Here is a 22443-nt window from a genome sequence, read left to right on the forward strand (position 1 = left end):
CCGGCCCGGGAGCGTCCGGCCGGGGAGCGCCGGTTCGGCGAGCGCCAAGTCGGCGAGCGCCAGTTCGCGGAGCATCCGGGGGCCGTCGGCGGGACGCCGCAGCCGGGCGGCGGCAAGCCGCGCCTCGCCGGCCGCGGCGTCTGGTTCCGGCTCAATGTCGGCCGCCAGAAGAACGCCGATCCGCGCTGGCTGCTGCCGATGATCTGCCGCCAGGGGATGATCACCAAGGCCGATGTCGGCGCCATCCGCATCTTCGACCGCGAAACCCGGTTCGAGGTCGCCGAGCAGGCGGCCGACGGCTTCCTGACGGCGGTCCGCCGCCTCGAGCGCGGCGAGGTCCGGATCGAGCCGCTGCCCCAGGACGGGCGCGAGGGTCAGCAGGAAGGCCGCGTCCGGCATGGGCCGCCGCGGCAGTTCCGCGGCGACCGTCGCCCGCCGCGCGCCGACCGGGCGGCCTGATCCGGAGTTCCCGGCCGGCGCGATCCGCCGGCCGGGAGGTTCAGTCCTTGCCGCCGGCGGCGGCGCGCAGCCCGTCGATGCCGGCCTTCATCGCCTGCTGGAAGACGACGCTGTCGACGCCATAGGCGAGCGCTCCGAAGCCGGCCTTCAGGTACTGCCGGCCGGTCCGGACGTCGCCGCAGAGGAAGCCCGCGGTCTTGCCGTGACGGTTGCAGGCGGCGACGACGCTGCGGATCGCCGCCTTGTAGCGGGGATGGTCGAACTGCCCATCGATGCCAAGCGCGTTGGTCAGGTCGAAATGGCCCACCCAGCCGATGTCGATGCCGGGCGTCGCCATGATCGCGTCGACGTTCTCCAGCCCGGACGCCGTCTCGATCAGGGCGATGACGATGGTGCGCCGGTTGGCGGCGCGCATCTTCGCCAGGTGGTCGCCGAGGTCGTAGTCGTCGTGCGGCATCCCGAAGGCGAGGCCGCGCACGCCGTCCGGCCGGTAGCGGCACCAGGCGGCGATCTTCCGGGCCTGCTCGGCCGTCTCGACCATCGGCACCATGATGCCCATCATCCCGACGTCGAGCATCGGCCCGATGAGGTGGTAGTGGCAGCCCGGCACGCGGACCAGCGGTGCCAGGCCGGCGCCGCGCGCGAAGGCGGCCTGCGCCTTCATCGTCTCGACCCCGACGCCGCTGTGCTCGGTGTCGAAGAGCACAAAGTCCGCCCCGGCATTGGCGAGGATCTGGCAGAGGCCGGGGGTGAAGAACTCGAACGCCATGTGCCCGAAGACGGGCTCGCCGCGCTCGATCTTGTCGCGGACAGGATTGCTGCGCATGCCGGTTTCCTTCCTTCGGGGCCGCGTCAGGCCGCGGCGCGATCGACGAGCGTGGGATCGAGGCCGACGGCGGCCGCCGCCTGGGCGATCTGGGCGCGCGTGGCGTCGTCGAGGGGAACCCCCGTCCGTTCGCGCTCGCGGCGGGTCCGGCGTTCGGGCTCGCCGGGCAGCAGCACCTCGCCGCCCGCGACGAGCGGCGGCGACGCCTTGACCCACTCCCGGAGCCGGGTGACGTCGGCGGCGAAGGCGTCGCGGCCGGCGAGACCGTCGGCGTCGATGAGGATCGTCAGCATGTTGTTGACGAGGCGCGACGCGCTCGGGTTGCCCGGATGGCTCGACCCGCCGCCGGTCAGCGCGCCCGCCAGCACCTCGCAGAGGATTGACAGGCCGGAGCCCTTGTGGGCGGCGATCGGCAGGATGGCACCGGGCGGGTCCGCGTAGAAGGTCTCGGCGCTCCGCGTCGGCTGCCCATGGCCGTCGAGCACGGCGCCCTCGGGCAGCGGCACGCCCCGGTTGCGGGCGACCTGGATCTTGCCCTCGGCGATGACGCAGGTCGACATGTCGAGGATCATCGGCGGGCCGCCGGCGACCGGGATGCCGGCGGCGATCGGGTTGGCGGAGAGGCGCCGGTCGCTGCCGCCGTGCGGGGCGACGAGCAGACCGAAGCCCGACGTATTGACGAAATGCACCGACAGGAGGCCGGCCGCCGTCGCCATCTCCGCCCAGGCGCCGATGCGGCCGAGATGGCCGACATTGCGGAGCGCCATCACTGCGACCCCGGTCGAGCGTGCGCGCTCGATCGCCAGCGTCATGGCGGTCCGTCCCAGCGACTGGCCGTACCCGAAGCCGCCGTCGAGCATCAGCAGCATGCCGTCGTCGCGGAGCGTCGCCAGTTCGCGGTTCGGCAGGACCATGCCCTGGCGCTGCCAGTCGACATACTTGGCGACCCGGATGACGCCGTGGGAGTCGTGCCCGGCCAGGTTGGCGTCGACGAGATGGTCGGCGATCTGGCCGGCCTCCTCCGCCGCGCAGCCCGCCGCGCGGAAGATGTCGCCGACCAGCGGCCGCAGGCGGTCCTGCGCGACGAAGCGCGTCGCCACGGTCGCGGCCCGCCCTAGCCCAGCATCCGCGGCAGCCACATCGCCACGTCGGGAATGAACAGCACGATTGCGAGCGCCACGACCTGGAGGGCGATGAAGGGGAGGAGCGAGACGAAGATGTGGTTGAGGCTGATCTCGGGCGGCGTCACCGATTTCAGGTAGAAGGCCGCCTGTCCGAACGGCGGCGACAGGTAGCCGACCTGCATGACGATGTTGAAGAGGACGCCGAACCAGATGAGGTCGTAGCCGAGCGCCTGCACCGTCGGCGCGAAGATCGGCATCGTCAGCAGCATGATGGAGAACCAGTCCATGAAGCAGCCGAGGACCAGCAGGATCAGCATCATGACCAGGATGACGCCGATCGGGTCGAGCGGCAGGCCGGTCATGATGGCCTTCAGGTAGGAGATGCCGCCGAGCAGGTTGTAGACGCCGACCATGGCGTTGGCGCCGATCGTCAGCCAGATCAGCAGCCCGCAGGTCGACATGGTCGTGTAGATGGAATCCCGCAGCATCGCCCAGCCGAGCGTGCCGCGGATGGCGGCCGCGACGATGACGCCCGCGACGCCGAGGGCGGCCGCCTCGCTGACCGAGGACAGGCCGGAATAGATGCTGCCCAGCACCGAGAAGATGATGAAGAGCGGCAGGATGACCTTCTTCAGCGCCGCCAGCTTCCGCGACAGCGGGATGTTGTAGACCTCCGGCGGCGCCGGCGGGCCCAGCTTCGGATTGATCGCGCAGCGGATCAGCACGTAGGCGATGTAGATCCCGGCCATCATCAGGCCGGGGATCGTCGAGGCGAGGAAGAGGTCGCCGATCGAGACCGAGGTGGTGAGGCCGTAGAAGACCAGGACGAGGCTGGGCGGGATCATGACGCCGAGCGAGCCGCCGGCGCAGACGATGCCGATCGCGAGCTTGGAATCGTAGCCGAGGCGCAGCATCTGCGGCAGGGCGACGAGACCGAGCAGGATCACCTCGCCGCCGATGATGCCGGTCATCGCCGCCATGATCGAGGCGGCGATCAGCGTCATCATGCCGACGCCGCCCGGCAGCCGGCCCGACCAGATCTTGAGCGCGTCGTAGAGATCGTGGGCGACGCCCGACTTGTCGAGGATGGCCGCCATCAGGAGGAACATCGGCACCGACAGCAGGACGTAGGAATTGACGAAGCCGTAGGTGCGGAAGGTGATGATCGACAGCGCGTCGATGTCGCGGAAGGCGACGCAGAAGATGACGGCGACGAGGCCGGTGGCGAAGCCGATCGGCATGCCGAGGCCGAAGATCAGCACGACGAAGGCCGCCAGCATCAGCAGCGAGATGGTGCCGATCCCGGGCGAGAAGTCGCCGCCGGCGACCCAGTCGAGCGGGCGGAACCAGGCCAGTCCGCCGTCGCTGCCGAGCATCGCCGCGAGATAGACGGCGAAGACGATGGCCGCCGCGAACGCGACCAGCACGACCGGCGGGATGCCACCCAGCGCGCGCAGCACGGCGCGGAGGTTCGCGAAGCCCTGGGCGATGATGAGCAGGCTGCCGAGCAGCATCGACACCTTGACCACGACCGGCGTCGGCTGTCCCCAGGCGGAGCCGCCGACCTCCCAGTCGAGGACGGAATCGCGCGCCAGTCGCCACGACAGCCAGGCGAAGACGAGGAAGTAGATCAGGGTGCCGGCATAGGAGATCGCATCGCAGATCAGCTTGGCGCGGGCCGGATACTGGTCGTAGAGCGCGGTGATCTGGATGTGCTCGCGCCGTTGCAGCGCGTAGGAGCCGCCGAACAGGAAGGCGACGGCGATCGCCGTCGTCACGACGTCGTAGACCCAGATCGTCGGGGCGTGCAGGACGTCGCTGGAGACGTCGTAGATGGTGACGGCGATCGACAGCGCGTAGCCGACGCTGAGAACCTTCGAGATGGCGACGACCGTCCGGTCGACGGCGTTCTTCGGCGAGACGTCGGGTGCGACGGCGGCATCGGTCATGGAGCGGGTTCCTGCGTGGCCGGTCGGCCGCGGTGCGGCGGTGTAGGGGCTTGCGGCCGGATGGCGCTCCCGTCGGGGCCCGCCATCCGGCCGTGCCGGTCGAGGACTAGAGCTTGCCGATCGACTGCAGAAACTTGATCTGGCTCTCGTAGATCTCCTTGGCGAGCGGGCTCTTCTTCGACCAGGATTCCCAGACCGTGGCCGCGACCTTGCGCATCTCGCCCTTCTCCTTCTCACCCCAGGCGACCAGGGTCTCGGGCTTGCGCTTGGCGGCGGCGACGCGGTCGGCGTGCTCCTGGCTGATCCAGGTCGCGAGGCTCCACTCGTCGACTGCCGCCGTCACCGCCGCCTTGTGCTCGGCCGACAGCGCGTTCCACTTGCTGCGGCGGATCACGAAGTCCATCGCGTTCAGCGAATGGATGCCGGGATAGATGGCATAGGGCGCGATGCGGTTGTAGCCGGCCTCGTCGTTGACCGAGAGCGTGCCCCAGTCCGTCGCCTCGATCTTGCCGGTGTCGAGGGCGGTGTAGACTTCCGTGCCCGGCATGACCGAGACCGAGGCGCCGAGCTTGGCGAAGATCTCCGCCGGGATGCCGTCGGGCGAGCGCATCTTCACGCCCTTGAAGTCCTCGATCGACCGGATCGGCTTCTTCGACGGGATCGATTCGAGCCCGAGGATGACGGGCCCCAGGAAGACCGCGTCCCACTTGGCCGCGACCTTGTTCATGATCTCGTGGCCGCCACCGTAGCGGTACCACATGATGAGATGGAGCGGGTTGTCGTAACCGCCGGCGAGGTCCCAGAAGGCCGCCGCCGGCTCCTTGCCGCCCTGGTACGCCATGGTCCCGGCGGCCGCGTCGAGGAGGCCCGCCTTGATGGCGTCGAGCGCCTCGGCCTGCGGGACGATGGTCGCCACCGGCAGGGCCTCGATCTGCAGGCCGCCCTTGGTCGCTTCCTTGACCCGGTCGGCGAACTTCTGGAACTCCTTGTGGACGACCGTGTTCGGGCCGTAGAGGCTCTGCGCCTTCCACTTCTGCTGCGCTTCTGCCGAGGCGGTCCAGGCGAGGCCGACCGCGATTGCGACGGCAGCGACGCGTGCTGCCGGCTTCATTCCGAGCATGACATATCCTCCCGAATGGCGTTCTCGAAGGCGCGTCTCGGGCGCGCCAGTACCGGCCATGTGATCGCATCGAACGGGGCTGGTCAACAGGCGGCGGCCGCTGTCGGCGGCGGAACGGAGGCGGCTTCCGCCGCGTTGCCCGACCGAACCCGAGGAACCGGCCGGCCGATGGCGGACGACGCGAAGACCCACCCCGAGATCCGCCACGGCGCCCGCAGCCTGCCGGCGGTCACGGTGGTCAGCTACAATGTCGAACTGCGCGACGCCGACGGCGGCTTCGTCGGCGATCGCGCCAGCTTCCGCGCCTTCCGCGACCTGCTTGCGGACTGGCGCGACCGCCTGCGCGCGGTCGGCGACGACCCGCTGGGCGACCAGACGGGCGAGGAGGTCGGCCGCAAGGCCCTCGACCGGGCGCTGGCGGAGGGCGAGCCCGAGGCGGCGGGACTGATCCACGGCGTGGTCGAGGATTTCGCCCAGGAACTGGCGGGCGTCGTCCGTCGCTTCCGCCGCCGCAAGGGCTGGAAGGACGCGACCCGCATCGTCGTCGGCGGCGGGATGCGCGAGAGCCGAATCGGTGAGGTCGCGATCGGCCGCGCGACGGTGATCCTGAAGGGCGGCGGCGCCGACGTCACGCTGGAGCCGATCCGCCACCATCCCGACGAGGCGGGACTGATCGGCGCCGTGCACCTGGCGCCCGCCTGGATCTTCGCCGCCCATGACGCGATCGTCGCCGTCGACGTTGGCGGCTCCAACATCCGGGCCGGAATCGTCGCGCTCAACCGCAAGAAGGCGGAGGACCTGTCGAAGGCGGCGGTCTGGAAGTCCGACCTGTGGCAGCACCGGGCCGAGGCGCGGCAGCCGGACCGCGACGACGCGGTCCGGCGGCTGACGCGAATGGTGGCCCACCTCGTCGCCCGTGCGCGCAAGGCCAACGTCGAACTGGCGCCCTTCATCGGTGTCGGCTGCCCCGGCCGCATCGAGGCCGACGGCACGATCGCCGCCGGCGGACAGAATCTGCCCGGCAACTGGCAGAGCAGCCGCTTCGACCTGCCCGCCTGCCTGCGCGAGGCCGTCCCCGAGATCGGCGGGCACGAGACCATGGTGCTGATGCACAACGACGCCGTCGTCCAGGGCCTGAGCCAGATGCCCTTCATGCGCGACGTGCCCGGCTGGGGGGTGCTGACGATCGGCACCGGTCTCGGCAACGCCTTCTTCGCCAACCGCGATGGCGTCGCCTGAGCGGGCCTGCACGAGGCCGGTGCCTTCGGCCGGCGGCTTGGCTACTCTCGGCGGCAGATCGACCGGAGAGGGGAACGTCCGCGATGTGCGACACCATGGTGGCCCTGCCGCCCGCCACCCGCGGCGGCCAGGTGCTGTTCGCCAAGAACAGCGACCGCGAGCGCGACGAGGCGCAGTTCCTGGAACTGCTCCCTGCCGCCCGCCACGCCCCCGGCAGCACGGTGCGCTGCACCTACATCGAGATTCCACAGGCCGAGCGGACCCATGCGGTGCTGCTGAGCCGGCCCTTCTGGATCTGGGGCGCCGAGATGGGCGCCAACGAGCACGGCGTCGTCATCGGCAACGAGGCCGTGTTCGCGACTATTCCTCCGGGCCGGACGCGGGCGCTCATCGGCATGGACCTGCTGCGCCTCGGCCTGGAGCGCGGCGCGACCGCGGCCGAGGCGGTCGAGGTCATCACCAGCCTCCTGGAGCGCCACGGCCAGGGCGGCAATTGCGGGCTGCGGCACGAGCATTTCTACGACAATTCGTTCCTCGTCGCCGATGCCCGGGAAGCCTATGTCGTCGAGACGATCGGCCGGATGTGGGCGGTCGAGCGCTGCCCGCCGGTGCGCGCCATCTCGAACGCCCTGTCGATCGGGCCGGGCGCCATTGTCCGGGCCGGCGGGGGCCTCGTCGAGCACGCCCGCGCGATGGGCTGGTGCGCCGAGGCGGCCGATCTCGACCTCGCCGGCCGTTACATCGACCTCGCGCGCGACGAAATGAGCCGCGGCCGGCTGCGCTGCGCGCGGGCGACGGAACTGCTCGGCCGGCGCGCCGGGCGGCTGCTGGCGGCCGACCTGATGGCCGCGCTCCGCGACCATGGCGCCGAGGCGGAGGCGATGGCGACCGACGGCGGCTGGCACCCCGACCGCTCGACCACCCGGTCGATCTGCATGCATGCGGGCGCCGGCCTGCGCCGCGGGCAGAGCGTCGGGTCGCTGGTCGCGGACCTGCATCCCGACCGGCCGGCCGTCCTCTGGGTGACCGCGACCTCCGCACCCTGCCTGTCGATCTTCAAGCCCGTGGTGATGGCGGCGGGCCTGCCGCCGCAGGGCGAGCGCCCGACCGAGCGCGACGATGGCGGCCGCAGCCTGTGGTGGCGGCACGAGCGCTTCCACCGCAGGGCGATGCTGGCCGACCATGCCGCGATCCTGGCGCAGATCGGGCCCGAGCGCGACGCGCTGGAACGAGACTTCGCCGAGCGCGTCGCCGGTGCCCCGCCGGAACGCCTGACGTCCGTGACCGCCGCCTGCTGGGCCGAGGCGGCCGAGACCGAGGCACGCTGGCTCGCGGCGCTGCCGGCGATTCCCGGCCGCCCTGCCGAACCCGGCTACGCCGCCAGCTGGACCGACCCGACGCCGGTGCTGGCGGCGCAGTGAGGCGCGCTCAGTCCGCCTGCCGCGACGGACTCCCCTGCCGCTTTCCCGCCTTCGTCGGCGAGATCCGGCGGAGGGGCGCCTCGGCGTCGGCCTGTCGCTCGTAGGCCGCGAGTCCCGGGGCCGCGAGTTCGGGTGCCGCCGACAGGGCGCGGCGCAGGCGGGCGAGGTCGAGGGTGTCTTCGGTCATGCTGGCTACCTCCTTGCGAGGGCCAGTCTAGCCGAGTCGAGCCCAATCCGCAGGGCCGAACGGCGATTTCCGCGCTGGCCTTGCCCCTCTTGAACGTCGCCGGGCGGCTGCCTACCTCGGCGCTCGCCGGGGGACCGACCCCGGCAGCGATCCCGTGGAACACGCCGAAGACAGGAGGTCAGACATGGCGTTCCGTCCCCTCCATGACCGCGTCGTCGTCCGCCGCATCGAAGGCGAGGAGAAGACGAAGGGGGGAATCATCATCCCGGACACCGCCCGCGAGAAGCCCCAGGAGGGCGAGGTGGTGGCCGTCGGGCCCGGCGCCCGCGACGAGCAGGGGCGGCTCGCGCCGCTCGATGTCGCGGTCGGCGACCGGGTGCTGTTCGGCAAGTGGTCCGGCACCGAGGTCAAGATCGATGGCGAGGACCTGCTCATCATGAAGGAGTCGGACATCATGGGGGTGCTGGCGGCGCCCAAGGCCCGTCTCCGGGCGGCCTGATCGCCCCCACCATCCCTCGTTCCAGCAAAGCCGCGGCCGCCGCTCCGTGTCGGGGCCGCGCCTGTCATGTCTCATCGGGAGTGACGAGAACATGTCTGCGAAGGAAGTGAAGTTCTCCACCGACGCCCGCGACCGCATGCTCCGCGGCGTCGACATCCTGGCCAACGCGGTCAAGGTGACGCTGGGTCCCAAGGGCCGCAACGTGGTGATCGACAAGGCCTTCGGAGCGCCGCGGATCACCAAGGACGGCGTGACGGTCGCCAAGGAGATCGAACTCGCCGACAAGTTCGAGAACATGGGCGCCCAGATGGTCCGCGAGGTCGCCTCCAAGACCAACGACCTCGCCGGCGACGGCACCACGACCGCGACGGTGCTGGCCCAGGCGATCGTGCGCGAGGGCGCGAAGTCGGTGGCGGCCGGGCTCAACCCTATGGACCTCAAGCGCGGCATCGACCTCGCCGTCGATGCGATCGTCGGCGACCTCCGCCGGAATGCCCGGACCATCACCCGCAACGACGAGATCGCCCAGGTCGGCACGATCTCGGCCAACGGCGATGCCGAGATCGGCCGCTTCCTCGCCGAGGCGATGGCCAAGGTCGGCAAGGAGGGGGTGATCACGGTCGAGGAGGCCAAGAGCCTGGAGACCGAGCTCGAGGTCGTCGAGGGCATGCAGTTCGACCGCGGCTACATCTCGCCTTACTTCGTGACCAACGCGGAGAAGATGCGCGTCGAGCTCGACGAGCCCTTCGTCCTGATCCACGAGAAGAAGCTGGCCAACCTCCAGGCGATGGTGCCGTTGCTGGAAGCGGTGGTGCAGGCGGGCCGCCCGCTGCTGGTGATCGCCGAGGACGTCGAGGGCGAGGCGCTGGCCACGCTCGTCGTCAACAAGCTGCGCGGCGGCCTCAAGATCGCGGCCGTCAAGGCGCCGGGCTTCGGCGACCGTCGCAAGGCGATGCTGGAGGACATCGCGATCCTGACCGGCGGTACGGTCGTCAGCGAGGACATCGGCGCCAAGCTGGAGAACGTGACGCTGGCGATGCTCGGCCGCGCCCGCAAGGTCGTGATCGACAAGGACAACACCACGATCATCGACGGCGCCGGGGCGAAGGCTGACATCGAGGCGCGCGGCGCGCAGATCCGGGCACAGATCGCGGAGACGACCTCGGACTACGACCGCGAGAAGCTGCAGGAGCGCCTGGCGAAGCTGGCGGGCGGCGTCGCGGTGATCCGCGTCGGCGGCGCCACCGAGGTCGAGGTGAAGGAGCGCAAGGACCGGGTCGACGACGCCATGCACGCGACCAAGGCGGCGGTCGAGGAGGGCATCCTGCCCGGCGGCGGCATCGCGCTGCTGCGGGCGCTGAAGGCGCTCGACGGCGTCACGCCGGACAACCACGACCAGCGGACCGGGGTCGAGATCGTGCGCCGGGCAATCCAGTCGCCGGCGCGGCAGATCGCGCTGAACGCCGGCGAGGACGGCGCGTTCATCGTCGGCAAGGTGCTGGAGAACGCGGACTACGCCTTCGGCTGGGACGCCCAGACCGGCACCTTCGGCGACATGTTCGCCAAGGGCATCATCGATCCGGCCAAGGTGGTGCGCACGGCGCTCCAGGATGCCGCCTCGGTCGCCGGCCTGCTCATCACCACCGAGGCGATGGTGGCCGACCTGCCGAAGAAGGAGGAGGCCTCGGCGGCGGCCGGCGGTCACTGAGGCCGCCGCGGCGCCGGCGCCCCGTCCCCGGGGGCGCGGGATCCGTCCCGCGCCCCTGTTTCGTTTTCGTGCCGCTCCTGCCAACCTCGCTCCCGGGAGTCGAAGGGGAGCGGGGGCATGGGCGGGCCGTACGTGATCGGGGTCGACGGCGGGACGGAATCACTGCGGGCGGCCGTCTTTGACCTCGCCGGGCGACCGCTGGCGATGGCCTCGGCGGCCTATCCGACGCACTTCCCCCGGCCGGGATGGGCCGAGCAGGACCCGGAGGACTGGTGGCGGGCGCTCGGCCGTGCCGTCCGCGACGCGGTGGCCCAGGCCGGCGTCGCGCCGGATGCCGTCGCGGCGATGGCGGTCGACACCACCTGCTGCTCGGTGGTCGCGCTCGACGGCCATGGCCGGCCGCTGCGCCCGGCGCTGATCTGGATGGATGTCCGCGCCGGCCGTGAGGCGGCGGCGGTGCTGGCGACCGGCGATCCGTCGCTGGCCGTCAACTCCGGCGGCCGCGGACCGGTATCGGCCGAATGGATGATCCCGAAGGCGCTGTGGCTGGCGCGGCACGAGCCCGACATCTTCGCCGCGGCGGCGACGATCTGCGAGTACCAGGACTTCCTCAACCTGCGCCTGACCTGCCGGCGCGTCGCGTCGCTCGGCAACGCGGCGCCGCGCTGGCACTACCGGGCCCGCGCCGGCGGCTGGCCACTCGGCCTGCTGGCGGCGCTCGACCTCGGCGAACTCGCGGCGAAATGGCCGCAGGAGGTGCTGCCGATGGGGGCCCGGGTGGGCGGCCTGACGGCAGCGGCGGCCGCCCATCTCGGCCTGCCGGCCGGCCTTCCCGTCGCCCAGGGCGGGGCCGACGCCTTCGTCGCGATGCTCGGGCTCGGCGTCGTCCAGGCCGGACGGATGGCCTTCATCACCGGCTCCTCCCATCTCCATCTCGGGCTGTCGGCGACGGCGTTCCATGCGCCCGGCGTCTGGGGCACCTACGACGACGCGGTCGTTCCCGGCCTCGCCGTCGTCGAGGGCGGACAGACCTCGACCGGCTCGGTGCTCGCGTGGCTGCGGCGGCTTTTCGGCGAGGGCGTCGACTACCGGACGCTCGACCGCGAGGCGGCGGCGGTGCCGATCGGTTCCGACGGGCTGATCGTGCAGGACCATTTCCAGGGCAACCGGACGCCGCACACCGACCCGCTGTCGCGCGGCGCCGTCCTCGGACTGGCGCTGCGCCACGGCCGCGGGCACGTCTTCCGCGCCGCGCTCGAAGGCATCGCCTTCGGCACGCGGCTGATCCTGGAAGCGATGGCCGATGCCGGCTTCCGGGCGGAAGAGCTGGTCATTGCGGGCGGCGCCACCCGCTCCGAACTGTGGATGCGCATCCATGCCGACGTCGCCGGCGTGCCGCTGGTGCTGACGCGCGTCGCCGACGCGCCCGCCCTCGGCTCGGCGATGCTGGCGGCGGTCGCCGCCGGCTGCTTCGACGACCTCGCCGGCGCGGCGCGGGCGATGGTCGCAACCGAGCGCCGGATCGAGCCCGACCCGGCGGCGCGCGAGGCCTATGCCGCCTCCTACGCCGCCTACCGGCGCGCCTACCCGGCGCTTGCGGACGTGGTCGGTCCGCTCGCCGGTGCCGCCTCGTGACCGGCGGCGTCAGAACATCGGCGCGCGGATGCCCTTCATGTAGAGGACCGCCCGCATCGCCGAGGTGCCGACCAGCGCCGTCACGACCGCCCAGTAGGTCGCCGAGGCCGGCAGCCACAGGAGCGCCACCATCAGCAGGAAGCCCCAGAAGGCGGCGATCTCGGCGTAGAAGCTGCCCTTCATGACCGGATTGCCGGCGTCCGCCCGGAAGACGTCGCGCAGGATCGTCCCGAAGGCGGCGTTGAGGACGGCGAAGGCCGGCCCCCAGACGAGGAACGGCCGGCACTGGAACTGGATGGCGGTCAGGACCCCGGTGACGGTGAAGCTGGCGAGGCCGATCGAATCGAACAGGACCAGCGCGGTGCGGGTCGTCACCGTCTGCTGCACACGGACGTAGAGATAGGCGAGGTCGAAGAAGAAGAGGAAGCGGCCGCGGGCGACGTCGATGAACGTCATCACCAGCTTGGCCGCCAGCACGACGACGATGATCGACAGCATGTAGGAGGGCTGGTCGATGATACCGACCGGCTCGCGTCCGGCGATCAGGTCCATGACGAGGCCGCCGCCGACCGCCGGCAGCGCCGCCAGCACGAAGGCGCCGGACAGCGAATAGCCCTCCGACCGCGCGATGGTGATGCCGGAGAGCGCGAACGCCACCGTGCCGACGATGTCGAGGCCGATGAACCACCACGCATGGATGATGTTGTCGAAATCGTAGGCGGGCTGCACCCGGACGCTCCCTCGGGCTGTCGCCGAATCCGGCTGAAGCCCGAGGGTATAGCGCAATCCGCGCGAGCGCGCGGAGGGGCGTCACTCACCAAGTCCGGTGGCCTGCGGCCGCTGCGCCGGCGCTGTTGCGTCCCCCGACCGCTCGGTCCGCCGCGCGTCCTTCCATGCTCGGCACGTGGGCCGGGCTTGGCATCACCTCCGCGGCGGCAGCACCGCGATGTCGATGATACGGCCGATCGAGCCGGCGCCGATGGGGCCGACTTGGCGGGCCGCCCCGGTCGCCGGATCGAACGTGTAGAGCACGTTGCCGGCCACGGCGTAGCCGGCGTCGCGGGTACCGTCGGATGCGATGTCGGCACCGTCGGCGGCGATCCCGCCCGCGGCAATGGGCTGCAGGACGCCGTCGTTGGGCGGGTTCATCAGCGAATAGGCGCCGCTGGCGCCATCGATGACGTAGAGCTGCGTCCGGGTCGCGCCGCGGACCGAATTGGTGTAGGCGCCGGCGGCGATGCGGGCGCCCCCGGCGACCGGCCGGTCGACCGCCGTCGCGCCGGTGTCGACGTCGACGCGCAGGTTCTGGCCGTCGGCGGCGACGATGCGCAGCCGGTCGGCGGCCGGGTTGAAGTCGACGAGATGGCCGCCGCCGGCGGACGGGACCACGCCCATCATCGTCCGGAAGCTGGCGATCGCGGTCGCCGGGTCGATGACGAAGACGGCGCCCTGCTGGTTGACGCCGTAGAGGCGGCCGTCCGCCGGCCGGACGTCGAGCCCGATCAGCGGCAGGCCGGTGCCATGCAGGCCGCGCCGGGCCGCCTGGCCCGGATCGCGGTCGGAGAAGTAGAGGAATTCCCCGCGGTCGGTGACGCCGACGAGGTCGGCCGCCATCGACGGAGCGACGGGCGAGAGGGCGGCGCCGGCCAGCGCCAGGAGTGCGAGGCCGAAACGGGCAGGGCTCATGCAGGGTTTCCTCCGGGTTGTGGCCCGTGTCGCGGGCCGGCCGGCGAACGCCCCGCGACGGCGGTGGTTCCGTTTCCCCAAGGTGCTATTCCGCCGGCGCCACGGCCGGACGGGTCGCCAGCGCCTCCGGGGAGCGCGCCCACATCTCCGGCGCGAGCTCCTCCCGGCGGTTCGGGAACAGCAGCGCACAGGCGAGCGTGACGCTGCCGAAGCCGGCGAGCACGACCATCGCCAGCGCGAGGTTGCCGGTGGCGTCGTGCAGGAAGCCGACCAGCGGCGAGGCGCAGGCGGCGCCGAGGAAGCCGACCGTGAAGCGGATGGAATAGAGCTTGGCGCGCAGGGCCGGGGCGATGTAGCGCGCCGTCATGGTGTCGTTGACGGTGACCTGTCCGAAGATCGAGGCGGCGACGATGCCGGCGAGCGGCAGCACCAGCCAGCCCTCGACGAAGGACAGCGCCAGCAGCGCCGGGACGAGGACCACGCCCAGCGGCAGGAAGACCGCCTTCAGCGTGTTGCGGTCGATGAGCTGGCCGACCGTGTACTGGGTGAGGCCGCCGCAGAGCGTCGCCAGGAAGGCGAGCAGGCCGACGACCGGCAGCAGGTCCGGCGAGCCGGCGAGCCGCTCCTCCATCAGCTTCGGGATCAGCAGCGTGAAGGCGTTGAAGACGAGGCCGGAGACGGCGGCGATCGCCATCAGGATGACGACGGCGCGGCGGACCACGACGGCGGGGATCTCGGGGAAGGGCTTGGCGCCCTTGGCCGCGTGGCTGGCGTCGAAGGCGGGTTCGCGCAGGTAGAGCAGGCCGACCGCGACGCAGATCGCCCCCGGCACGAAGAAGGCCCAGTGCCAGCCGAGGCGGGCGGCGAGGAAGGCCGTCACCACCGGCGCCAGGGCCACGCCGACATTCCCGAAGACGCCGTTGATGCCGACCGCCCGCCCGACCCGGGGGCCCGCCGCCTCGACCAGCATGGCGGTGCCGATCGGATGGTAGATGGCGGAGAAGGCGCCCATGAGGGCCAGGGCCGTCATCAGCCAGATCGGCGAGCCCGCCCAGCCGGCCAGCATCATGCCGCCGCCGGTACCGAGGAAGAAGGCGGTCATCATGCCCTTGCGCCCGAGCCGTTCGGCGAGCCAGCCCATGGGCAGGGAGCCGAGGCCGTAGAGCACGAACATCGCCGTACCGAGCGCCAGGATCGGCCCGTATTCGCCGCCGAACGCGGCCTGGTCCTGCTGGACGATCGCGAGCACCGCCGTCGCCAGGATCAGCAGGCTGTAGTGGGTGAAGGTGTGGGCGGTGTTGATGAACGCGATCTGGCGCGAGTTCGGGGACATGGCAGATCCGGCAGATTCAGCGATTGCGTCAGATTAGCCCGGGTGCGGGGCCGTCGTCCGGACAATCGCTGTCGCCGGACGGCCAATGGCCGGCGCCCGTGCGCTCAGGCGAGCCGGCCGGCGTCGGCGAAGGCCAGGATCCGGTCGGCCGCGCGGGCGGCGCCGTCGCCCTCCTCGGCGATCGCCGCGGCGAACCGCGCCGCCGCCTGCCGGTAGGAGGGATCGCCGAGAAGCTTCCGGAGGGCGGCCTCGGCGGCCATGCCGTCGAATCGCTCCAGCGGCAGGACCTCGGCGGCGCCGAGGCGCTGCGCATGGCTGGCGGTGTCGTAGTGGTCGTGGACCGGGAACGGCAGCACCAGCACCGGAACGCCGGCCTCGAGCCCGCGGACGGTGCTGCCGATGCCGCCGTGGCAGACGACGGCGGCCGCGCGCGGAAAGACGCGCGCGAACGGCAGGCTCGGGAAGCACGCGAGCAGTGGCCCGTCCTCGAGCCCGAGGGCTTCGGCGCTGTTCCCCACCACCAGCCCGCGCACCCCCAGGCGCGCCAGCGCGGCCGCCATCCCCTGGAACAGGCTGCGGCCGGCCGCGGGACTGTGGGTGCCGAGGGTGACCACGACCGGCGGCGGCCCGGCCGCGAGGAACGCCTCGACCCGCGACCAGTCATCGGCCCCGACCGGCGCGACGTACCGGCAGAAGCCCGTCAGGTGGACGGTCGCCGGCCAGTCCCCGGGGTCGGCCGCGAAGTGCCGCGAGAAGAGGGCGAGCGTGCCGAACGGCGACAGATGCGCGGTGACGGCGGGAATGGCGGGCAATCCCAAGCCTGCCCGCACCGCATGCATCGGGGCGACGAGTTCCTGGAAATAGGCGAGCTTGCGTTGCGGCGGGGCCGACCGCAGCGACCGCGGCCAGACGTGGATCGGCGGACGGATGCGCGACGGCAGCAGCCCGGGGGTGACCGTCCCGCCCAGCCACGGGCGGCCCTCCAGTTCGGCCGAGATCCGGCCGGCGAAGGCGGTGGCGTGCTGGACCACGGCGTCGTGCCGGGCGATCAGCGGCCGGACGCGCCGGATGGCGTCGGGCAGCCGGTCGAGCACGAACTCGCGCATGATGACCCGCGGCGCCTCGTCCGGGTGGGTCATCATCCGGACCATAGGGTCGGACGGCGATCCCGGCTCCCAGTCGGCCTGCGCCTCGGCGAACGCGATCCCCGCCCGTTCGACCGTGGCGCGGTGGCGGGCGAGGGTGGCGATGGTGGCGCCATGGCCGCGCCGGACGAGTTCGGCGGCGATCGCGAGGTAGGGGTCGAGATCGCCCAGCGTGCCGACGGTGACGAAAAGGATGTTGTGCATCGCAGCCTCCGGCGGGGTTGGCTCAGGCCCCGGCGCGCGCCGCGGGCGATCGGGCCCGCCGGCACGCCTCGAGCATGGCGGCGGCGGCCCGCGGCGCCCCGTCGCCTTCTTCGGCGAGGGCCTGCGCCACGCGCCGCGCGGCCTCGCCGTAGCGCGCGTCGCCGAGCAGGCGGGCCAGCGCCGCCGTCGCCCGTTCCTCGCTGAACGCCGGGAGGGGCAGGACGATGGCGGCGCCGAGCCGATGCGCCCGAACGGCGTTGTCCGGCTGGTCCGACACGGCCGACGGGACGGCGAGGATCGGCCGTCCGGCTTCGAGCGCGCGCGCCATGGTTCCCATGCCCGGATGGGAGACGACGGCGCGGACGTAGGGGAAGATGCGGCCGAACGGCAGCCTGGCGAAGCAGGCGAGGTCCGGTCCCTCCGCGGCGCCGACGGCCGCGGCCGGCAGGCCGATCGTCATCACCCGCTGGCCGAGCCGCCGTGCCGCCGCGATGGCGGTCTGGAAGAATCGGCCGGCCAGGATCGCGCTGTGGGAACCCTGGGTCAGGACGACCGGCGGCGGGCCGGCCTCGACGAAGGCCATGGCGCGCGCCCAGTCCGCAGGGTCGGGCTCCGCGACATGGCGGCAGAAGCCGATCGTCGTCACCGCCTTCGGCCAGTCGCCCGGGTCGGGGACGAAATGGCGGGAAAACAGGGCGAGCACACCTTGGCGCGAGAAGGTGGCGTGCGGCAGGGGCCCGGGCGGCAGGCCGCTCCGCGCCCGCGCCTGGTGGTACGGCTGCATGAACGCGTGCAGGAACGCCATCCGCTGACCCGGCGCCAGGTCACGCAGCGCCGGTGTCGGCGGCGCGTAGGCGGGTACCCGGCGCGACGGCAGATCGAAGGGCGAGAGCACCGCCGAGAGCCAGGGACCGCCCGCTGCCTCCGCGGCGATCTGGGCCGGGTATGCCATGGTCTGGGTGACGCACAGGTCGTGTCCGGCGACGAGCGGCCGCATCATCGCGACCGTCTCGGGGATGCGGTCCAGGATCTCGCGCCGGAACAGTTCCATCGCCCGGTCCGGCGTCAGGAAGATCTGCGCATGCAGTTTCTCTTCGGCCTGGGCGAGTTCCGGAGCGTGCACCGGCGCGAACCGCGCTCCGGCCGCCTCGACCAGGGCGGCGTTCCGATAGAGGGTTGCCACGGTGACCTGGTGGCCGCCGGCGATCAGATGACGGACGATCGCGAGGAACGGGTCGAGGTCGCCGAGCGAGCCTGGGCAGACGACGAGGATGCGGTACCGATGGACCGGATCGGACGGCATGGCTCAGGCGCACTCCAGAATGCGGGCCGCGGCGGCGGTGGCCCCGTCCTCGCCGGCGAGCGCGGCCGCCAGCCGCCGCGCCTTCTCGGCAAAGCGCGGCTCGCCGATGAGGCGGGCGACCCGGGCGAGGGGCTCGGTCAGGTCCCGCTGCTGCAGGACGATGCCCTCGCCGACCCCGAGGTTTCGCACCCGCCGGGCGTTGTCGGGGCCGTCGTGGAAGGGCAGCGCCACCGCCAGGAACGGGACGCCGGCGGCCAGCGCCTGAGCGGTCGTGCCGATCCCGGCATGGGCGACGATGGCGGCGGCGTGCGGGAAGGCCCGCGAGAACGGCATCGACGGGAAACAGGCGAGGTTGGGGCAGGGCTCCAGCCCCAGCGCCTCGGCGGTGCCGCCGATCGCCAGGAACCGCAGGCCGAGCCGGCGTGCCGCCGCGTGGGCCGCCGGAAAGAAGTGGCGTCCGATCAGCGTCGACTGCGCCCCGAGCGTCGCCACCAGGGGCGGCGGCCCGGCTGCGAGGAAGGTGGAGAGGCGTTCTAGTTCCGCTCCGTCGGCGGCCCCCTCATAGCGGCAGAATCCGGTGATGCGTACCATCGCCGGCCAGTCGCCTGGATCGGCGGCGAAGTGCCGGGAGAAGAGGGCGAGGATGCCGTTCGGGCCGTCGAGCGCGCGGCCCGGCACCAGATGCGGCAGGCCCAGGCGCTGCCGTTGCGCATACCAGGGGGCGGCGAGTTCCCGGAAGTATGCGGCCCGCTCCGCGCTGCCCATCCGCTGCAGCGCGACCGGATAGACCTTCTGCGGCGGCGCCAGCCGCGACGGCAGGCTGACCGGGCTGAGGATGGTGGAGATCCACGGGCGTCCCAGCTTCTCGGCCGCTAGCCGCGCGCCCAGTGCCGCCGGGTGCAGGACGGTGAGGTCGTGGCCGGCGACCAGCCGCAGTGCCGCAGCGAAGGATTCCTCCATCTGGTCGAGCACCAGTTCGCGCGACAGCAACCGCATCGCCTTTCCCGGCTCGGCGAAGACCCGGGCCAGGGGATCCTCCGGGGTGCCCGCGCGGTCGTCCGGCTGCGCGACGGCGAAGTCCAGGCCGCTGCCCACGACCGCCGTCCGGTGCCGCGCCAGGGTGGCGATCGTCACCCGGTGCCCGCCCGACCGCAGCACCCGGCCGATGGCGATGTAGGGGTGGACGTCGCCCAGCGTGCCCAGCGTCACGAACAGGATGGTCTTGCCCATGGGCGGCGCGATCCCGGCGGCGATTGGGGATGGCACCGGGGTAGCAGGTTCGACGCGCCGCAAGAACAGAAAAGGCCGCCGGGAAGGCGACCTTTTCCATGTCGGACCGGTAACCGGCTCCTGCTCCCGCCGCCGGACCGTGGGTCCCGGGCGGGTCGGCCCTCTTCGGGCCCGGATCGGCGCCTGCCGCGCCGCCGACAACCAGGACAACGGCCGACCGGCGGATTCGTTCCATGAAGGAAGGCCATGACGGAACGCCGATTTCCCGGCGCGGAACGCCGCACGAATGGCGGCGTTCGCGGCGTCATGAACCGCGAGGGCAAGGACAGACCCCCATGCGTGACCCGTCCATATTCGAGTCGATGGCGACCGCCCCGGACGTCGTCGCGGTGCGTCTCCTGGCGGCGCTGGTGGCCGGGGCCTGCATCGGCCTCGATCGCGAATGGCGGCGCAAGCCGGCGGGCCTGCGCACCCACATGCTGATCGCGCTGGCGGCGGCCGTCTTCACGATCATCGCCAGCGAACTGCATCTCGACGCCGCCCGAGCCGACCCGTCGGGCTCGGCCGATCCCGTGCGCATCATCGAGGCGGTCACGGCGGGGGTGGCGTTTCTCGGGGCGGGCGCCATCTTCCGCGGCGGCGGCACCGTCCAGGGCATGACGACCGGCGCCGGAATCTGGCTCGCGGGGGCGCTCGGCCTCGCCTGCGGGGCCGGCTACGGCGCGCTGGCGCTGATCGCCGGGCTCTTCACGATCGGGGTGCTGACCGTGCTGGGGCGGATCGAGCACGCCGCCCTCAAGGCCGGGAAGGGGGCGGGCGGCGCCCTGGACGCGCCCGCTCCCTGACCTCGTCAGCGCAGCGTGCGCGCCTTGCGTGCCGCGTAGCGCGCGTCCCGCTTGGCCTTCTGCTCCGCCTTCATGCGCTCGGCCTCCTCGGCGGCGGCGGCGGCGGCGAGCCGCTGCTCCTCCTCGGTCTGGCGCGCGGCCTCGAGTCGTGCCGCCTCGGCTGCGGCGCGCTCGGCGGCGAGCCGTGCGGCCTCCGCCTCGCGGGCGGCCTTGCGCTCGGCCAGCCGCTCCTCGCGGGCGCGCTCGGCAGCCTCTCGGGCGGCGCGCCGCTCGAGGAACTCCGGATCGTTGGCCGGGGACTTGGCACGGGCGCGCGCCAGCAACTCCTGCTTTGCCTTGGCGGCCGAGCTCAGCCGGTCGGCCAGGCTCGTCTCCTTGCCTCTCATATGCTCCTGCCTCATGGGTCCTTGGTGGTTGTGTCGACGCGATTCGGGCAGCGCCGGCGGCGCCGGCAGTAGACCACGAACGCGCGACCGTTTCGCGACGGTGTGGGGATAGGGGCCTGTGGCGCGGAATACGGCTCGTTTGCCGGTCCGAGAGGCTGGCTGGGGGACTAGGATTCGAACCTAGACTGGCGGAGTCAGAGTCCGCTGTCCTACCGTTAGACGATCCCCCAAGACCGGACCGGCGTCTCGGCCACCTGGGCCGCTTCGGCGTGGGCGCGGCTTCTAGCACAGGCCTTCCGGCCAGGGAAGAGTTTCCGACCGCTCTTTCGGACGGGAGCCGCCTCGGATATCGTGGCCGCACGTGACCGTGTCAACCGCAACGCTACCCCTGACGCGTCCGCCCGCGCATTCCGTCGTCTACGCCGCGCTCGATCTCGGGACGAACAACTGCCGTCTCCTGATCGCGCGCCCGGCCTCCGGAGGGTTCCGGGTCCTGGATGCTTTTTCCCGCATCGTCCGTCTGGGCGAGGGGTTGGCGCGTTCGGGCGAACTGTCCGAGGCGGCGATGGACCGCACCATCGCCGCGCTCGCCGTCTGCGCCCAGAAGGTCCGGGCGCGCCGGGTCGACCACCTGCGGGCGGTCGCGACCGAGGCGTGCCGGCAGGCCGGCAATTGCGGCCTCTTCCTCGACCGCGTCCGGGCGGAGACCGGGCTCGAGGTGGAGACCATCAGCGCCGCCGAGGAGGCCCGGCTGGTGCTGGCGGGCTGCACGCCCCTGCTCGATCCGCTGGCCGTCCGGGCGCTCCTCTTCGACATCGGCGGCGGTTCGACGGAGCTCCTGTGGGTCGGGCTCGACGGCCGCGAGCCGGTGATGCTGGGCTATTCGTCGCTGCCGATGGGAGTGGTGACGCTGGCCGACCGCTATGGCGGGCGCGAGGTCTCGCCCGATCTCTACTGTGCCATGCGCGACGAGGCGGCGGCGGCGCTGGAGCGCTTCGACGATGCGCACGGCATCTCCGCCTGGATCGGCGACGGCCGGATGCAGATGCTGGGCAGTTCCGGCACGGTCACCACGCTCGCCGGGGTCCATCTCGGCCTGCCGCGCTACAACCGCGGCCTGGTCGACGGCATCGTGCTCGACCGCACCTCGGTCGACGCCGCGTCGCGGCGCCTGCTCGACATGGACTATGCCGGCCGTGCCGCCCATCCCTGCATCGGGCCGGAGCGTGCCGATCTCGTGCTCGCCGGCTGTGCCATCCTGTCCGCCATCACCGAGCGCTGGCCATGCCCGCGCCTCCGGGTCGCCGACCGCGGCGTCCGCGAGGGCATCCTCTACGGGCTGATGGCGCGCAACGGCCGCCGGCACCGGATCGCGTCGTGAGCGCGGAGCGCAGGGGCGGGCGGGGCGGTCGTGGCGGCGGCGCCGGCGGCGGCGGCACGACGACGCGCGGCTCCTCTGGCCGCGGCACCCGCGACCCGGCGGTCCGCGTCCGTGCCCAGGGCCGCACCACCTCGCAGCAGCGCTGGCTGACGCGCCAGCTCAACGACCCCTACGTCGCCGAGGCGCGGCGCCGCGGCTTCCGCTCGCGTGCCGCCTTCAAGCTGATCGAACTCGACGACAAGCTGCGGCTGCTCCGCCCGGGCATGACGGTGGTCGATCTCGGCGCCGCGCCCGGCGGCTGGACCCAGGTCGTGGTCGACCGGGTGAAGGGCGGCCGGGTCGTCGCCCTCGACATCCTGCCGATGGCGGCGATCCCCGGGGCCGAGACGATCGAGATGGATTTCCTCGACGAGGGGGCGCCGGCCCGCCTGCGCGAAGCCATGGGCGGCGGCGCCGACCTGGTGCTGAGCGACATGGCGGCGTCGGCCACCGGCCATGCGCCGACCGACCATCTGCGGATCATCGGCCTGGCCGAGGCCGCGCACGCCTTCGCCCGCGAGGTCCTGAAGCCGGGCGGCGGCTTCGTCTGCAAGGTCTTCCAGGGCGGGACCGAGGGGACGCTGCTGACCGCCCTCAAGCGCGACTTCGCCGACGTCCGCCACCTCAAGCCGCCGGCCAGCCGCGCCGACTCGGCCGAAGTCTACGTCATCGCCCGAGGTTTCCGCGGCGAGCATGGCTGAACTGCGCGGGACGCGCTTTCCTT

Annotated in this window: 21 protein-coding genes and 1 tRNA gene; 9 read left to right on the top strand and 13 right to left on the bottom strand. The window is 72.3% G+C overall.

What is annotated here, in order from left to right; translation table 11 throughout:
• A partial coding sequence (locus tag ACE3Q3_RS06820) for a DbpA RNA binding domain-containing protein (RefSeq protein WP_374443835.1) occupies window positions 1-459 on the top strand: 459 nt, incomplete at its 5' end.
• A 40-nt stretch (window positions 460-499) separates the two neighbouring features.
• On the opposite strand, the gene ACE3Q3_RS06825 is transcribed toward ACE3Q3_RS06820, so the two are convergent.
• From ACE3Q3_RS06825 to dctP, 4 genes are all read right to left on the bottom strand, one after another.
• Window positions 500-1285 (bottom strand): HpcH/HpaI aldolase/citrate lyase family protein, encoded by a 786-nt coding sequence (locus ACE3Q3_RS06825; protein WP_374443837.1) that lies wholly within the window; start codon window positions 1283-1285, stop codon window positions 500-502.
• A gap of 26 nt (window positions 1286-1311) precedes the next feature.
• Complete coding sequence (locus tag ACE3Q3_RS06830; RefSeq protein WP_374443839.1) at window positions 1312-2385, bottom strand: malate/lactate/ureidoglycolate dehydrogenase; 1074 nt, start codon at window positions 2383-2385, stop codon at window positions 1312-1314.
• A gap of 14 nt (window positions 2386-2399) precedes the next feature.
• Entirely contained in the window at window positions 2400-4358 is a 1959-nt protein-coding gene (locus ACE3Q3_RS06835; protein WP_374443841.1) for a TRAP transporter large permease subunit, read from the bottom strand.
• A 106-nt stretch (window positions 4359-4464) separates the two neighbouring features.
• Window positions 4465-5478: a TRAP transporter substrate-binding protein DctP gene (dctP, locus tag ACE3Q3_RS06840; protein WP_374443844.1), complete on the bottom strand. Its 1014-nt coding sequence runs from the start codon at window positions 5476-5478 to the stop codon at window positions 4465-4467.
• A gap of 168 nt (window positions 5479-5646) precedes the next feature.
• On the opposite strand from dctP, the gene ACE3Q3_RS06845 reads away from it, so the two are divergent.
• On the top strand, window positions 5647-6717 hold the full coding sequence (locus ACE3Q3_RS06845; protein WP_374443846.1) for a hypothetical protein: 1071 nt from the start codon (window positions 5647-5649) through the stop codon (window positions 6715-6717).
• 83 nt (window positions 6718-6800) lie between these two features.
• Entirely contained in the window at window positions 6801-8138 is a 1338-nt protein-coding gene (locus tag ACE3Q3_RS06850) for a hypothetical protein (protein ID WP_374443848.1), read from the top strand.
• A gap of 7 nt (window positions 8139-8145) precedes the next feature.
• Here ACE3Q3_RS06850 and ACE3Q3_RS06855 read toward each other — a convergent pair whose 3' ends face one another.
• Window positions 8146-8325, bottom strand: coding sequence for a hypothetical protein (locus ACE3Q3_RS06855; protein WP_374443850.1), 180 nt, complete (start codon window positions 8323-8325; stop codon window positions 8146-8148).
• A gap of 184 nt (window positions 8326-8509) precedes the next feature.
• Between ACE3Q3_RS06855 and groES the strand changes: the two genes are divergently transcribed.
• The 3 genes from groES to ACE3Q3_RS06870 all read left to right on the top strand — a co-directional run bounded on the left by groES (window position 8510) and on the right by ACE3Q3_RS06870 (window position 12167).
• Window positions 8510-8824 (top strand): co-chaperone GroES, encoded by a 315-nt coding sequence (gene groES / locus ACE3Q3_RS06860; protein WP_374443852.1) that lies wholly within the window; start codon window positions 8510-8512, stop codon window positions 8822-8824.
• Between the two features lie 91 nt (window positions 8825-8915).
• Window positions 8916-10532, top strand: coding sequence for a chaperonin GroEL (groL, locus tag ACE3Q3_RS06865; protein WP_374443854.1), 1617 nt, complete (start codon window positions 8916-8918; stop codon window positions 10530-10532).
• Window positions 10533-10649: 117 nt separating this feature from the next.
• A complete protein-coding gene (locus ACE3Q3_RS06870) occupies window positions 10650-12167 on the top strand; it encodes a ribulokinase (protein WP_374443856.1) in 1518 nt (505 codons plus the stop codon).
• Between the two features lie 9 nt (window positions 12168-12176).
• Here the strand turns inward: ACE3Q3_RS06870 and ACE3Q3_RS06875 are convergent, their stop codons facing one another.
• From ACE3Q3_RS06875 to ACE3Q3_RS06900, 6 genes are all read right to left on the bottom strand, one after another.
• Entirely contained in the window at window positions 12177-12896 is a 720-nt protein-coding gene (locus tag ACE3Q3_RS06875) for a trimeric intracellular cation channel family protein (protein ID WP_374443859.1), read from the bottom strand.
• A gap of 192 nt (window positions 12897-13088) precedes the next feature.
• On the bottom strand, window positions 13089-13853 hold the full coding sequence (locus tag ACE3Q3_RS06880) for a DUF4394 domain-containing protein (RefSeq protein WP_374443861.1): 765 nt from the start codon (window positions 13851-13853) through the stop codon (window positions 13089-13091).
• Window positions 13854-13938: 85 nt separating this feature from the next.
• On the bottom strand, window positions 13939-15186 hold the full coding sequence (locus ACE3Q3_RS06885; protein WP_374443863.1) for an MFS transporter: 1248 nt from the start codon (window positions 15184-15186) through the stop codon (window positions 13939-13941).
• Window positions 15187-15290: 104 nt separating this feature from the next.
• Window positions 15291-16535 (bottom strand): glycosyltransferase, encoded by a 1245-nt coding sequence (locus ACE3Q3_RS06890; protein ID WP_374443865.1) that lies wholly within the window; start codon window positions 16533-16535, stop codon window positions 15291-15293.
• Between the two features lie 22 nt (window positions 16536-16557).
• Window positions 16558-17838 (bottom strand): glycosyltransferase, encoded by a 1281-nt coding sequence (locus tag ACE3Q3_RS06895; RefSeq protein ID WP_374443867.1) that lies wholly within the window; start codon window positions 17836-17838, stop codon window positions 16558-16560.
• Window positions 17839-17841: 3 nt separating this feature from the next.
• Complete coding sequence (locus tag ACE3Q3_RS06900; protein WP_374443869.1) at window positions 17842-19068, bottom strand: glycosyltransferase; 1227 nt, start codon at window positions 19066-19068, stop codon at window positions 17842-17844.
• A gap of 335 nt (window positions 19069-19403) precedes the next feature.
• Here ACE3Q3_RS06900 and ACE3Q3_RS06905 point away from each other — a divergent pair, with 335 nt between their 5' ends.
• A complete protein-coding gene (locus tag ACE3Q3_RS06905) occupies window positions 19404-19913 on the top strand; it encodes an MgtC/SapB family protein (protein WP_374443871.1) in 510 nt (169 codons plus the stop codon).
• A 5-nt stretch (window positions 19914-19918) separates the two neighbouring features.
• Here ACE3Q3_RS06905 and ACE3Q3_RS06910 read toward each other — a convergent pair whose 3' ends face one another.
• Both ACE3Q3_RS06910 and ACE3Q3_RS06915 read right to left on the bottom strand, forming a co-directional pair.
• On the bottom strand, window positions 19919-20314 hold the full coding sequence (locus ACE3Q3_RS06910; RefSeq protein ID WP_374443872.1) for a DUF6481 family protein: 396 nt from the start codon (window positions 20312-20314) through the stop codon (window positions 19919-19921).
• Between the two features lie 141 nt (window positions 20315-20455).
• A tRNA-Gln gene (locus ACE3Q3_RS06915) sits at window positions 20456-20529 on the bottom strand.
• 131 nt (window positions 20530-20660) lie between these two features.
• Here ACE3Q3_RS06915 and ACE3Q3_RS06920 point away from each other — a divergent pair.
• The gene (locus tag ACE3Q3_RS06920) at window positions 20661-21680 is read left to right on the top strand and encodes a Ppx/GppA phosphatase family protein (protein ID WP_374443874.1); all 1020 of its coding nucleotides are present in this window, start codon (window positions 20661-20663) and stop codon (window positions 21678-21680) included.
• Window positions 21677-22420 (top strand): RlmE family RNA methyltransferase, encoded by a 744-nt coding sequence (locus ACE3Q3_RS06925; protein ID WP_374443876.1) that lies wholly within the window; start codon window positions 21677-21679, stop codon window positions 22418-22420. Before ACE3Q3_RS06920 ends, ACE3Q3_RS06925 begins: the two co-directional genes overlap by 4 nt.
• Window positions 22421-22443: the final 23 nt, after the last annotated feature.

It is taken from the genome of Allostella sp. (assembly GCF_041913585.1).
Taxonomy (GTDB): domain Bacteria; phylum Pseudomonadota; class Alphaproteobacteria; order ATCC43930; family Allostellaceae; genus Allostella.